The following is a 12,523-nucleotide window of genomic DNA, read 5'->3' on the forward strand; positions in this document are numbered from 1 at the left end:
CGGGTTCTATGCCCGCTAAGGGAATCTGTGCAGCGTCGCTAACACTTGTGCGGCGGCAGAATATGCAGCTTCGCGATGCGTCGATACAAAGTCGCGCGCGATATGCCGAGTGCCTGCGCGGCCAGGTCCGTGCGCCACTTGGCGTCGTTCATCGCGTCGACGATGCGCCTGCGCTCGAGCGCTTCGCTCTCCGACATGAGCGGCATATCGTGCGGCGCGGTGTTTGCGTTGTTGGTGCTTGCTTCTGGCGATGCGGCGTGCGTGCGTCGGGAGATTCGCGCGGCGGCCGGTGCGCGCACACGCGCATAGAGCGGCGAGCCGGTATCGTTGAGCCTCAGCGATACGAGACCGCGGCTTGTCTTGGCGTCGAACAGACGCTCGGGCGGAACGTCGAAGATCTCCGACACATGGCGCGGCAACTGATTGAGCACCGGCAGACATTCGCGCGCGCGCCGGTTCGCGGCGACTGCGTGGCCGCGTGCGTCGATGGCAATCAGAATCTCGGGCTGCGCCTCGACGTAATGGCGGTTGCGGTGCGCTAGCAATACCCAGCAATCCGTTGCGGCATTCAGGAAGTAAGCGTCCTCGATCAGCAGCGCGCTTTGCCGCACGATGTGATTGACGAGCCGCTGGCTTTCGCGATCGTCGGGCGAACGTACGGCCGATGCATCGAGCACGCCGAGCAGTTCGCCGTGCAAACCGAAAATCGGCGACGCGCTGCACGTGAGCGTGGTGAAGGCCGCGCGAAAATGATCGCTGCGATGAACGGTAATCGGCTCCGCGTCGAGCAGCACGGTCGCAACGCCGCACGTGCCTTCCTCGCTCTCCGACCAGCATGAGCCGAGATAGAGTCCCGCGCGCTTGAAGTCGTGGCGGCGGTCCTTGTCGACGCGATAGTCGATCGTCACGCCTTTCGCGTCGGTGAGCATCACGCAGTAGTCGGCTTCGCGCACCATCTCGTGCAGCCGCGACAGACACTGGCCCGACGCGCGCAGAAACGATTCCTCGCGATGCTGCACGTCGCGCAATTCGGGCACCGTCAGAATGCGCGGCCCGGCGGTCGCGCCGGGATCGAGATGGTATTGCTCGAGCGAGCGCCTATACGACGAGGCAAGCCGTTTGCCGTCGGCGCCCGGACGCTGGGTTCGTCCTTCTATGACGTTGCATATGCGGTCGATATGTCTCGTGGACGGAACGTAGGGCATGACGAGCCTCCGGGCGAACTCAGCGCGAACTGGGTGCTGGAGACATTCTGCGCTACGTCGCACCGCGTGTCTCCGAAGCCTGAAACGTACGGTACGTTTGTAGCACGCGCGAATCGGGAGATCACACTGCAGTGCACCATCGGGGGCGGTGAGAATTTTTTCTCAAGGGCGAAGACGCACGCGACATGGCGCGTGCGCTGGCTTGCTGCAAGAAAAAAACCGGCGCTCCTGCGCCGGTTCTTGCGGGAAGGGACGGACTTAGAACGTTTCCCAGTTTTCCGCGCCGGCGGTCTGGAGTTCGCGTTCCTTGAAGTGCGAGGACGACGAAGACGACGAGGAAGACTCCGGCAACGCCTTGCGCGCCGCGGCGCTAATAGGCTTCGACTTCGACGCCGGCACAGCCGTCTTTTTCGGCGGCGTGGCGCCGCGCGCGGACCTGGCTACACCCGTGCGCATTGCCTCTTGCCCACTATGCCCGGCCGCATCCACCCGGAAAACCGATACCGCCGAACGGAGGCTTTCGGCCTGATCCGCCATGGCCTGCGCGGCGGCGGTTGCCTGCTCGACGAGCGCCGCGTTTTGCTGAGTGACTTCGTCCATCTGCGTGACGGCCACGTTGACCTGCTCGATGCCCTTCGTTTGCTCCGACGACGCCGACGCGATCTCGCCCATGATGTCGGTCACCTGCTGCACCGAGCGCACGACTTCGCTCATCGTCTGACCTGCGTTTTCGACGAGTTGCGAGCCGCTCGCCACATGCGACGCGGAGGCTTCGATCAGTTCCTTGATCTCCTTCGCCGCTGTCGCGCTGCGCTGGGCGAGCGTGCGGACTTCGCCCGCGACGACCGCGAAGCCGCGGCCGTCTTCGCCTGCCCGAGCGGCTTCGACCGCTGCGTTCAGTGCGAGGATATTGGTCTGAAATGCAATTGCTTCGATCACCGAAATGATTTCGGTCACCTTCGTCGAACTCGATGAAATGTCGCGCATGGTCGACACGACCTGGTGAACCACTTCGCCGCCGGATGCCGCGGTCGTGGAAGCCGCCGCGGCGAGCGTGCTGCCCTGACGCGCGTTGTCGGTGTTATTGCGCACCGTCGACGTCAATTCTTCCATGCTCGCCGCGGTCTGCTGGAGCGACGCGGCCTGTTCCTCGGTGCGTTGCGAGAGGTCCTGGTTGCCTTGTGCGATCTCGCCGGCAGCCACCGAGATCGATTCCGCCGACGTCTTGATGCCCGACACGATCGTGGTGAGCTTCTCGCGCATTGCTTCGAGCGACGCCATCAGACTGCTCCGGTCGCCTGCTGCAACCTGCACGCGCACGGTCAGGTTGCCTTCTGCGATCTGCGCGGCCATTTGCTGCGCGGCGCGAGGCTCGCCGCCCAACTGCCGCAGAATGCTGCGCGAGATGAGCGCGGCAGTCGCCACGCCCAGCAGGAATGCGATCGCGGCAATGACCGAGATCATGGTGCGGACCGTCGAGTAAGTCGCGAAGGCGCTGAGCTGCGCTTCCTTGTTCTGCTCATCTTCGACGCGCGCGAGTTCCGTCGCGCGGGCAAGCCATGCTCGCTGCGGCGGCCGCGCGTTTTGCAGCAGCTCCTGCGTCGCAAGCGCGGCGTTCTGCGACAGTGCGAGATCCATCGCCTTGCGCAGCGGCGGCATCGCCGCGGCTTCGTCCTGCTTGAGCTGTTCGATCAGCGAGCGCTCCACCGAAGTCGTGGCCGGCTCCTGCGCGAACAGGCGAGTGAGTTGCTGGTAGGCGTCCGCATAATTCTGATCCTGCTTCTTGATGCGGTCCGCTTCCTGGGCAAGGTCGCGCGGCTCGGTGATCAACGCCAGGTTGCGTATCGCGATGGCGCGATCCTGAATCGACGCGCGCAATTCGTTCGCGAGACGGGTCTCCTCGTTATTCACGCGGGCAATGCCGTCGAGACTATCGTTCAGCTCGGACAAGCCGAACAGCGCGATGCCGGCCAGCACGAGAAGCAACGCCGTCAGCAGGCCGAAGCCGGTTTGCAGGCGCGTGGAGACCTTCATGTTTTTCATTTCCGTTCCTGTATCCAGAAGAGGCGTACATCTGGTTTACGTCTGCCTGCCGGAATACTGAAGGGTGTTTGTAATTGAAGGTTTTCACTGCGCGGGGCAAGGTGGCGCGGTTTGCCCACGCACGAGGCGATGGGCACGCGCCGCGGCGTCGAGCGCTCGGATGCCGTCGGCGACATTGGCGGCAATCTGCTGAAGCGCCTGCCGATGACCGGCCACGAGCGCGTCGTTGCCCGCGCCGACCGGCTCGCTGACGACGCTGCGGCACGTCAGCACCGCTTCCTCGGACAACGCGCGCACGCTCCACACCGCGTCGATCAGCGCATGCGAGCCCGGCCACGATTCGAAGCGCTGCACACTCAATTTCACGCGATAAACCGACACGCCGGCCGGGCGCGGAGAACGCGAGACGTCGATCGCATCGAGCTGTTGCGCGAGTTGCTGCGAGAGCGCGAGACGGATTTCGTCGGCGGGCAACGACGCCCAACGGGCTTGCTCGAGCACGTCCACGCGAGTCGCGCTGGTCTGCACGACGAGCGCCGACCGAGCGACTTGCGCGGGCACGTCGACGGCCGCGACGTCGATCATCAGCAGAGGCGGCGCGGCGCTGCGGACTTCGCTCGATGCGAGCCCGCCGGCGAGCGTATAAAAGCGGCTCGGCGGCGACGAACAGGCACTGAGCGCGCCGAGTGCGACGAGTGCCACCGATGCCACCGATGCCATCAACGCCGCGCATGGCGCGAGCGCGGCAAACCCGGCGAGCGGACGACGCGAATAGCGGCTCATGGCTTGTCCTCCGATTTGCCGCGCACGAGCGATTCCGGATGACGCTCCAGATAATCGGCCAACGCGTTCAGCGATTGCAGCGTGCGCGTCAGTTCCTGCAACGCCTGATGCATGTCGGCCTGCACCGGCGAATCCTGCCTGAGCGTGGCCTCGGCGGAACCGAAAGTCTGCTTCGCCGCCGCGAGCGTGTCGCGCGCCTGCGGCATGATCTCGGTGCTCAACTGCGTGAATAGCTTGTCGGCGTTCTTTAGCGAATTGTTGAGGTTCACGCCGATCTGATCGAAGGGCATGCGCTCCAGCTTCTTCGCTATCTCGGCGACCTGCGTTTGCAACGCGTCGAGCGAATTGGGAATGGTCGGCAGTTCGAGCGGATCGCGCGCGGGATCGAAGCTCACGGGCGCGGCCTTCGGGAAAATATCGAGCGCCACATATAACTGACCCGTCAGCAGGTTGCCGGTGCGCAGTTGTCCGCGCAGCCCGCGCTCGACGAGATGTTGCAGCAGCCGCTGATTTTCCACTGTCCCGGCTTTGGGGACCTCCGTGCCGTGCACCCGGCGCCTCAGCCGGTCGGGATACAGCTCCAGCGTGACGGGCATCGTGAAGCTGCGCGTCTTCGGATCGTAATCGACGCCGATGTCCGTGACCTGGCCGAGCACGATGCCGCGGAAGTCGACGACCGCGCCCACCGACAATCCGCGCAGCGACTGGTTGAACTTCATCACGGTACGCACCGGCGTGGTGTCCGGCGCGCGCATCGCATCGGCTTCGTCGGACGCGAGATGGAAGCTCGAGTAGTCCGCGGCCTGCGGCCCCGGCGTCTGGCCCGGCGGCGCGCGGAACGACAGACCGCCGATCAGGATCGACGTAAGCGACTGCGTGTTCACGACAAAGCCGTTCGAATCGAGCCGCACGTTGACGCCGCTTGCATGCCACCAGCGCGAATTCGTGCCGACGTACTGATCGTACGGCGCCGCCACGAATACCTGCATCGTCACGCCCGTGCCGTCCTTGTCGAGCGAAAGGGCGTACACCTGGCCGACCTGCACGCGCCGGTAAAAAATCGGCGAACCGATGTCGATCGAGCCGAGCGAATCGCCGTGCAGCGTAAAGCGCCGGCCTTTCTGATCGCCGGTGACGGGCGGAGGCGCCTCGAGCCCGACGAACTCGCTGCGCGCCTCTTTCGAGCGGCCCGCGTCCACGCCGATATACGCACCCGAGAACAGCGTGCCGATGCCGGTTACGCCGCTCGCGCCGATTCGCGGACGCACCACCCAGAAGCGCGTGTCCTTCACCGCGAAGTCGTCGGCCTGGTTGCTCAATTGCACTGCCACCTGCACCTGCGAATGATCCTTCGACAGCGTGATGCTCTTCACCGAGCCGATCACGACGTCCTTGTACTTGACCTGCGTCTTGCCCGGCTCGAGACCTTCCGCGTTGTTGAAACTGATGGTGACCGCGGGGCCGCGTTCGGTGATCGACTTCACGACGAGCGCGATGCCGATGAGCGCCGCGATCAGCGGCACCACCCAGACGAGAGAGGGCAGCCAGCCGCGGCGCGGCTCGATGCCGGGATCGGGCGCGTCCGGCAGATCGGGCGGCGCGGCGGCGCCTTGCGGGCTATTCATGAGGCGGCTCCGTAACGGGGCGGGACATCGGCGGGCTGCCGCCTTCGAGGTTGTCCCAGATCAGTCGCGGGTCGAATTGCATCGACGCCAACATTGTCAGGATCACTACGCAACCGAACGCGAGCGCGCCGGGCCCGGCGGTGATGACGGCAAACGATTCGAAGCGCACGAGTGCGACGGTCAGCGTGATCACGAACACGTCGCGCATCGACCAGCGGCCGATGCGCTCGACAAGCCGGAACAGCTTCACGCGCTCCATCGGACGCCATGCCGAGCGGCGTTGCGCGGTTGCGGCGAGCAGCACGAGCACCCCGAGCTTGAGCATCGGCACGAGAATGCTCGCGACGAATACGACGATCGCTAGCGGCCACGACCCCGAGGTCCAGAAATAGATGACGCCGCTGATGATCGTGTCGTCTTCCGAGCCGACCAGCGACGACGTATGCATGACCGGCAGCAAATTAGCCGGGATATACAGAATCGCGGCCGAAATCAGCAGCGCCCACGTGCGTGCGAGGCTGTTCGGATTGCGCCGATGCAGGGCCGCGCCGCAACGCGGGCAAGACTGAGCAGCATGAGCGGCATGAGCGGTTGCGCGCCGCGCGACGCGTCCGCATGCGTGGCACGTGAGCAGGCCGGCTTTCGATGCGGTGAGTGTGTTCATCGCGTGACCCGGTGTTTATGCCACGGACCGCGCGGAGCCGCGACCGGCAGCCAGTTGCCGCGCGTGCGTCCTGGCTGCGCTGCGCGGCGCGCGCGGATGTCGTCTGCGAAGTCCCAGAGCGTGCGAGGATCGAACATGACGACGAGCACCAGCATCAACGTGAGCGCACCGAAGGCGAACAGCGCTGCGCCCGGAACCACGCGCGCGAGGCTCACCATCTTTACGATCGTGACCAGCACGCCGAGCATGAATACTTCGATCATGCCCCACGGCCGCACGAACTGAATGGCGCGTAGCACGCGATTAAAGCCCGGCGGCACGTAGCCCTGGCGAATGGAAGTCAGCACATATAGCAGCGCGGCCAGTTCGGTCAGCGGGAACAGCACCGTCGAGCAGAACACCATGGCCGCGACCAGTTGCATGTCCTCGTTCCATAGCGCGACGAGTGCGCCGAACAGGCTCGTGTGCGAAGTAATGCCGCCCGTTTCGAGTTCGAGGAGCGGCGTGCCGAGCGCGATCACGAACGTGAACAGCGACGCGAGCGTCAGCGCACAAATGCCGTCGAGGTTCGTCGACAAGCCGCGATACAGGATCGCGCCGCAGCGCAGGCAATGCGCGGACGACTTTCCGCGCAACCGGCGCTTGCGGAACAGCGCGTCGCACTCGTGGCAGGCAACCAGGTTTTCTTCGTTCATACGGGCATCGGCGTCGGTATCGGCATTCACGGCGCTACGGGTTCCCACGACGCATCAGGATCGAACGATCGGAGCGCCGCCGCTTTTCTTGCCGACTGCGGCCCGAGGTTCTTTTCGTAAACCTGGCCATCCTGATTAACGATGAAACTCATCACGCCGGTCTTGCCGTATTCGGCGGGCCACGCAACGAGGCCATAGCCCTTCGTCAGCGTGCCGTTCTCCGCATAGTCGAGCGCGCCGCCCTTCGCGTGCGAACCCTGCGCGCTCAGAATGCGAAAGCGATAACCGTGATAGCCCTCCTTGCTCACCGACCCCGTGTTCGGCATCGCGGCTGCGAGTGGACCGAGCGGACTTTCCGCTTCGCCGGCAGCAGTGGGCCAGTACAGGCCGTCGTGCTGACCCGGTGTGCTGAGGAGGCGCTGCGCGTAATGGCCGGCCGATGCACGATAGTCGCGCTGCGCATCGAGATAGGCAAGCGACGTCATGATCGCCGCGCGTTCGTTGCGGCCGATCCTGCGCGTGAGGATTTCGTCGCTGCCCGCCGCGGGATCGAAACGCCAGCCGCTTGATGCCTGCACGAGCGGAATCGGCAGCGTCCAGCCGCCGGTGCCGACCGACAGATGCTTGCTTGGGCGGCCATAAAGCGGCGCGGCGTCGTCGACGATGCGATGGCCCGCGGCCCACGCGCCGAGGAATTCGTAGATGTCCTCGTCGCCGACGTCCTTCGACGGAATGAAGCGGTCGTAGTGCTGGCCGAGCACGTGCTGCATGGCCGCGTGGTCGTTGATGGCGAGCGCGTCGGCGAATGCATCGGCGGCGGCTTCCGGTGTCGGATAGACGGCTTGCGCATGCGCCGGTGCCGCGCAGACGAGTAGCGACGAGATCGCAATCGTCGTGTGAGCAAGATGGCGCGACAGCGGCACTGCGGTGAATCTCGCGAGACAAGCGCGAATCGATTGAATGTGGTTCATGAGCGGCTCCTGGGTATCGTTCAACGTTGCCGGCCGAGGTGGCGTTGTCCACCGCCGCCCGCGCCGAAGCCGCCGCGTTCGTGTCCACCGCCGCCTGCACCGAAGCCGCCGCGTTCCTGTCCACCGCCGCCTGCGCCGAGGCCGCCGCGCTCCTGTCCGCCGCCGCCTGCGCCGAGTCCGCCGCGTTCCTGTCCACCACCGCCTGCACCGAGGCCGTTGTGCGAGCCGGCTTGCGCCTGGCGGCTTGCTTGGCCGCGCTCGATGTCCTGCCGTGCGGCCGGGCCGTTGCCCGCGCCGCGCAGCGCGTTGTCGCGATTGACGTTCTGCGCGCTCGCCCGAATGTTGCCGGCGTTCGTGCCGCCATGCTGAATGCCTTGCAGACGCTCGCTCGCGCTGCCGCCGAGATTTTGACCGGTGCGGTTCTGCAGCGCCTGCTGCGCTTGCGCGCGTGACGCGGAGACGTCGCGCCCGCGGTAAGCGTCGCGCTGCACGCCGCCGCCGAGATTCGCCGATGCGTTCCGGTTGAACGTCGTGTCGCGATTCCATCGCGTGGTGTTGCTGTTCACGTCGAGGCGCCGGTTCACGTTGATGTTGTTGTATCGGTTCACATTGATGTTGACGTTGTGGTTGTTCCAGTTGACGTCGCTCCACAACGCGCTCGTGATCGCAATACCCACGCCGAACGCGAGACCCGCGGCGAGCCCGCTCGCGACCGCATAGCCGGGCGGCGGCGGAACATACACGGGCGGATAGGCAGGGTAGGGCCACACGCCGTACACCACCGTCGGGTTATACGTGGGCACATAAACGACCTGCGGATTGACCGGCACGATCTGAATCGTGCTCTGTTCGACGATGACCTTCTGCTGTTCGGTCGTCTTCAGATTGCCGGCTGTTTGCGCCTGTTTGCGCAGACGTTGCACGGAGTCCATCACGTCGTTCGGCTGCGCGAGAAACGCGTTGCCGAGTTGCGCGACCCAGTCGGGCTTCGACGCCATCCATCGTGGCGAGCACCTGTGGAAACGCCACCAGCGATTGCACGCTCGGGTCCCACGGTTCTGCGGCGACGGCTCTGACCGCGTCGTCGCCCTTGCTGTTCGGATTCGCCTTCGACCACGCCGCCGCGGACGTGACTTCCTGCGGAAAGGTCGTGGCCATCAGCACCTGGGCGAGCAATGCGTCGGGATAGAGCGCGATCGGCGCGGTCAGCGAATCGAGTTGCTGACTGGATATCTTCGCCGAGGTTTGCGCGTGGGCCGCGGGAGTCGCGACATCGAGCATGACCGGCAAGCCGGCCAGTATGGCAATCGCGATTAGCGTTGCCCCCTGGATTGCGCTTGAGCGTTTCACGATGGAATCTCCGTGTGTCGAAGTTGCATGTCTCGTTGTGATGTGGATGAGGGCGGGCTCGTGGTGTGCGCTCGTGCTTGCACATGAATCGACGGGCACGGCGTGACGAACATTGGACTGCGAAATGCGGGAATGGAATGGGCGTGTGCGGTAAGCGTGTCAGGCATTCGTGTCGGTATATCCCCGTTTCAATGGCGAGATTATTAGCTCTATTCCATATGGAATTGCAATGCTCGAGCCAAATAAATTCGGGTTGAACTTGGCGAAAGGATGATCTATGAACGCCGTATTCAATTAGCACTTGGACAGGTTAATGCAGGTCCGAAAAAACGTAGGCATATCTAAGCATAGCCTTGCATTTGCTAATGGACTTTTCTATCTTCCAAGCAGGAAGAATCATTCGGTGAAGGGAATCGTAGCGCATGAATCGGTGCGCACGGTGTTAAGCAAAGCTGTTCGTGTTTAGCTGCATTGCTCTCGGCTGCCGCGAGCCTGCCACGTAAGATGCGTTGAGCTGTGCGCCTCGCAGACTGCCCTTGTTCAGCAGATGCATGAGCCGTCAGTGTTCCTCACTAGAAGGTTTCAAATGAAGCGATTCGCCGCATTGATTCTGGCAAGCGCGAGCGCGCTTGCTTATGCCCAGAAACCGGCAACCTATCCCGCGCATGGACAAAGCCAACAGCAGCAGATGTCGGATGACGGCGCGTGCTATGCCTGGGCGAAGCAAAGCACCGGCATCGATCCGGCTGTCGTCGCGCAGACGCCCGCGCCACCAGCGGGCCCGACCGGCGCGCGCGTCAGAGGGGCGGCGCGAGGCGCGGCCGCGGGTGCGATCGTCGGGGACGTGAGCGGCAATGATGCGGGACACGGCGCCGCGGTGGGCGCGACCGCGGGCGTGCTCGCCGGCGGAGTGCGCAGCCGTCAGCAGCATGCGGCGCAGGCGCAGTCCGCTACAGCGTCGCAGCAATCTTCGATGACGACTTATTGGCATGCATACGGCGCGTGCATGCAAGGCAAGGGCTACACGGTGCAATAGCGATAGCGGGCAACGGGCGACAGGCTCGCATCGCGATTTCATCGCATCTCATCCGCGCGGCCTGACGCCGGTCATTCTCCCGCAGCGGCGAGCAGGGATACGGGCACGCCGCGGCAGCTCACTGTCGCTAGTACCGCGACGCCTTCTTTACCATTGAGCTTCACGCCTGTCTCGTCCCGAGATAACTGCCTGTCGACCCGCACGAGGTTAAGCGGCCACGATGCACGCGACAACCGTTCATGCGCGATCGAGCCGATCCACAGCGGCACGGCGGACGTGCCGTTATCGACCGCATAGCCGCTCGGCCAGAAGCGCAGCACGTCGCGTCGATTGCGCGTGTCGCCGGGACGCATGAACACGAGCGACGACGGCACGCCGTTGTTCAGTTTCGGCAACACGGGCAACGCGGTCGCGGGCACATCGGGCGAGGCGAGCGAAAGCAGGCTATGCACGGAGAGCGTCGTGCCCTCGATCCATCCCTGCTCGCGCAATTGCCGGCGCAGCGTATCGCCGTCGGACACCCATTGCAGCGTGAGCGGCTCCTTGCGGTCGCCGCCCATATCCGAGCGATAGCAGGGAAGTTGCTTCCACACCGAATCCGTCCATTGCTGCTGCGTCACGTGCGTGAGCGGCAGCGGCACCAGCGTCAGGCCGCCCGCCGGCGCGCCGCTCATGCCGACGCCGGACTGGACGCCCACGCTCACGAGCACCGTCACGAGCATGACGGCCGGCATCCAGCGGCGCGCTGGCGGCGGCTGCGGATGCCGCAATATCGCGGTGAGCGCGACAATCGCCACCCACACATAGGCGAGCGCCGCGCCGCCGATCGCGTCCGACACCCAGTAGCGGCCGAAGTACACGCCCGCCAGCGCGACGACGATGACGACAAGCGTGCTCGCGGTGACGACGAGCAGACCCTCGAGCATGCCGACCCGCCGCGCGAGCAGGAACGCAAGAAAGCCATACACGATGACGGTCGCCGCCACGTGATTGCTCGGGAATACGTAGGCGTCGGTCATCAGCGCGTTCGGCGCGGCGCGTTGCATCGCGAGTTGCAACGCGAAGATCAGCAACTGCGAAAAGAGCACGGCCGCGAGCCAGTAGCCCACGGTGCGCCAGCGCCGCTCCCATGCCATCCACAGCGTGACAGCGACGATCAGCGCGGCAAGCGTGCCGGTGCTGCCGAGCGTCGCGAGGCCGGCGAGCAGCGAGTCGCCCCACGGCGTGCGCACCGATTGCATGAAGCGATAGACGGACTGGTCGACGTGCGTCAGCGGGTCGCCGCTGATCACGTCTTCGAGGATGCCGAAGAACAGTGCGCCGCATACGAGCACGATCAGCGACGCAGCGAGGATGCTGGTCGCATCCGGCGCTTCGGGATCGAGCAGTCTGCGCGCGACGCGGCCGACCGGCCCCGGATGACGGCAAGCCCAACTGCCCAGGTGGCGACCGGCCGCATTCGACCATGCGTGAGCGTGCGACAGCAGAAAAGCCGCCGCGCGATAGCTGAGCCAGATGCTCGCGACGAGCAGCGCGAGAATCACGACGAGCCGGAACGACACCGCGCCGGCAAGCAGCACCGACGCGCCGAACACGACGCCCGGCAGAATATGCGCGGGCGCCCACAGCAGCGCGGACAGCACGTTCATCGCGTAGAAGCGCACGGGCGACATGCCGAGCATGCCGGCGACGACCGGCACGATCGCGCGCAACGGTCCGGCGAAGCGCGCGAGCACGACGCTCTTCGCGCCATGCTTGCCGAAGAAGCGGTAGCCGGCTTCCAGCACTTCGGGATGACGGGAGAACGGCCAGAGCTTGACGATCCGGCTCTTGTAGCGGCTGCCGATCCAGAAGCTGAGGCCGTCGCCGGCGATGGCGCCCGCGATCGCCCACGCGAGCACCCAGCCGAGGCTCAGCGAGCCGGTGCCCGTGAGCGCGCCCGCGAGAAACATCGCGGTGCTGCCGGGAACGAATGTGCCGATGACGGCAACCGACTCGAGAAAGGCCGCGAGGAATACGACCGTGAGCAGCCATTCCGGATGACCGGCCAGCAGGTGCAGGAGGTGGACGTACGCTTGCTCCATCGTGCGCGATCAGCCGTTTGGGCCGTTTGGGCGTGACGGTCGATCATAACGCGCGCGGCGGGTTTGC

The 12,523-nt window shown here is 65.0% G+C and carries 9 protein-coding genes and 1 pseudogene; 1 reads left to right on the forward strand and 9 read right to left on the reverse strand.

Annotated elements, in window-relative coordinates; genetic code table 11:
* Positions 1-38: 38 nt before the first annotated feature.
* The 8 genes and pseudogenes from CUJ91_RS20895 to CUJ91_RS20930 form a co-directional block, all read right to left on the reverse strand.
* Complete coding sequence (locus CUJ91_RS20895) at positions 39-1,205, reverse strand: sigma-54-dependent Fis family transcriptional regulator (protein WP_029966119.1); 1,167 nt, start codon at positions 1,203-1,205, stop codon at positions 39-41.
* Between the two features lie 258 nt (positions 1,206-1,463).
* Positions 1,464-3,248 carry a methyl-accepting chemotaxis protein gene (locus tag CUJ91_RS20900; protein ID WP_114157018.1) on the reverse strand — a complete coding sequence of 595 codons (1,785 nt, stop codon included), beginning with the start codon at positions 3,246-3,248 and terminating at the stop codon, positions 1,464-1,466.
* A gap of 84 nt (positions 3,249-3,332) precedes the next feature.
* Positions 3,333-4,031: a PqiC family protein gene (locus tag CUJ91_RS20905; RefSeq protein ID WP_114157019.1), complete on the reverse strand. Its 699-nt coding sequence runs from the start codon at positions 4,029-4,031 to the stop codon at positions 3,333-3,335.
* On the reverse strand, positions 4,028-5,656 hold the full coding sequence (locus CUJ91_RS20910; protein ID WP_114157020.1) for a PqiB family protein: 1,629 nt from the start codon (positions 5,654-5,656) through the stop codon (positions 4,028-4,030). The genes CUJ91_RS20905 and CUJ91_RS20910 overlap by 4 nt, the downstream gene beginning before the upstream one ends.
* On the reverse strand, positions 5,649-6,320 hold the full coding sequence (locus CUJ91_RS20915; RefSeq protein ID WP_114157021.1) for a paraquat-inducible protein A: 672 nt from the start codon (positions 6,318-6,320) through the stop codon (positions 5,649-5,651). The genes CUJ91_RS20910 and CUJ91_RS20915 overlap by 8 nt, the downstream gene beginning before the upstream one ends.
* The gene (locus CUJ91_RS20920) at positions 6,317-7,015 is read right to left on the reverse strand and encodes a paraquat-inducible protein A (RefSeq protein WP_029966112.1); all 699 of its coding nucleotides are present in this window, start codon (positions 7,013-7,015) and stop codon (positions 6,317-6,319) included. The genes CUJ91_RS20915 and CUJ91_RS20920 overlap by 4 nt, the downstream gene beginning before the upstream one ends.
* A 26-nt stretch (positions 7,016-7,041) precedes the next feature.
* A complete protein-coding gene (locus CUJ91_RS20925; RefSeq protein ID WP_114157022.1) occupies positions 7,042-7,986 on the reverse strand; it encodes a DUF2950 domain-containing protein in 945 nt (314 codons plus the stop codon).
* Between the two features lie 20 nt (positions 7,987-8,006).
* Positions 8,007-9,336: pseudogene (locus tag CUJ91_RS20930) on the reverse strand (DUF3300 domain-containing protein).
* 586 nt (positions 9,337-9,922) lie between these two features.
* Here CUJ91_RS20930 and CUJ91_RS20935 point away from each other — a divergent pair.
* Entirely contained in the window at positions 9,923-10,372 is a 450-nt protein-coding gene (locus tag CUJ91_RS20935; RefSeq protein WP_006052065.1) for a YMGG-like glycine zipper-containing protein, read from the forward strand.
* Between the two features lie 71 nt (positions 10,373-10,443).
* On the opposite strand, the gene CUJ91_RS20940 is transcribed toward CUJ91_RS20935, so the two are convergent.
* Positions 10,444-12,456: a bifunctional DedA family/phosphatase PAP2 family protein gene (locus CUJ91_RS20940; RefSeq protein WP_107707562.1), complete on the reverse strand. Its 2,013-nt coding sequence runs from the start codon at positions 12,454-12,456 to the stop codon at positions 10,444-10,446.
* Between the last annotated feature and the right edge of the window lie 67 nt (positions 12,457-12,523).

The sequence above is a fragment of the Paraburkholderia graminis genome (genome assembly GCF_003330785.1).
GTDB classification, from domain to species: domain Bacteria; phylum Pseudomonadota; class Gammaproteobacteria; order Burkholderiales; family Burkholderiaceae; genus Paraburkholderia; species Paraburkholderia graminis.

Coding starts and splice junctions, on each gene's coding strand:
- CUJ91_RS20895 (WP_029966119.1), bottom strand. CDS start 1,205: ATGCCCTACGTTCCGTCCACGAGACATATCGACCGCATATGCAACGTC.
- CUJ91_RS20900 (WP_114157018.1), bottom strand. CDS start 3,248: ATGAAAAACATGAAGGTCTCCACGCGCCTGCAAACCGGCTTCGGCCTG.
- CUJ91_RS20905 (WP_114157019.1), bottom strand. CDS start 4,031: ATGAGCCGCTATTCGCGTCGTCCGCTCGCCGGGTTTGCCGCGCTCGCG.
- CUJ91_RS20910 (WP_114157020.1), bottom strand. CDS start 5,656: ATGAATAGCCCGCAAGGCGCCGCCGCGCCGCCCGATCTGCCGGACGCG.
- CUJ91_RS20915 (WP_114157021.1), bottom strand. CDS start 6,320: ATGAACACACTCACCGCATCGAAAGCCGGCCTGCTCACGTGCCACGCA.
- CUJ91_RS20920 (WP_029966112.1), bottom strand. CDS start 7,015: ATGAACGAAGAAAACCTGGTTGCCTGCCACGAGTGCGACGCGCTGTTC.
- CUJ91_RS20925 (WP_114157022.1), bottom strand. CDS start 7,986: ATGAACCACATTCAATCGATTCGCGCTTGTCTCGCGAGATTCACCGCA.
- CUJ91_RS20935 (WP_006052065.1), top strand. CDS start 9,923: ATGAAGCGATTCGCCGCATTGATTCTGGCAAGCGCGAGCGCGCTTGCT.
- CUJ91_RS20940 (WP_107707562.1), bottom strand. CDS start 12,456: ATGGAGCAAGCGTACGTCCACCTCCTGCACCTGCTGGCCGGTCATCCG.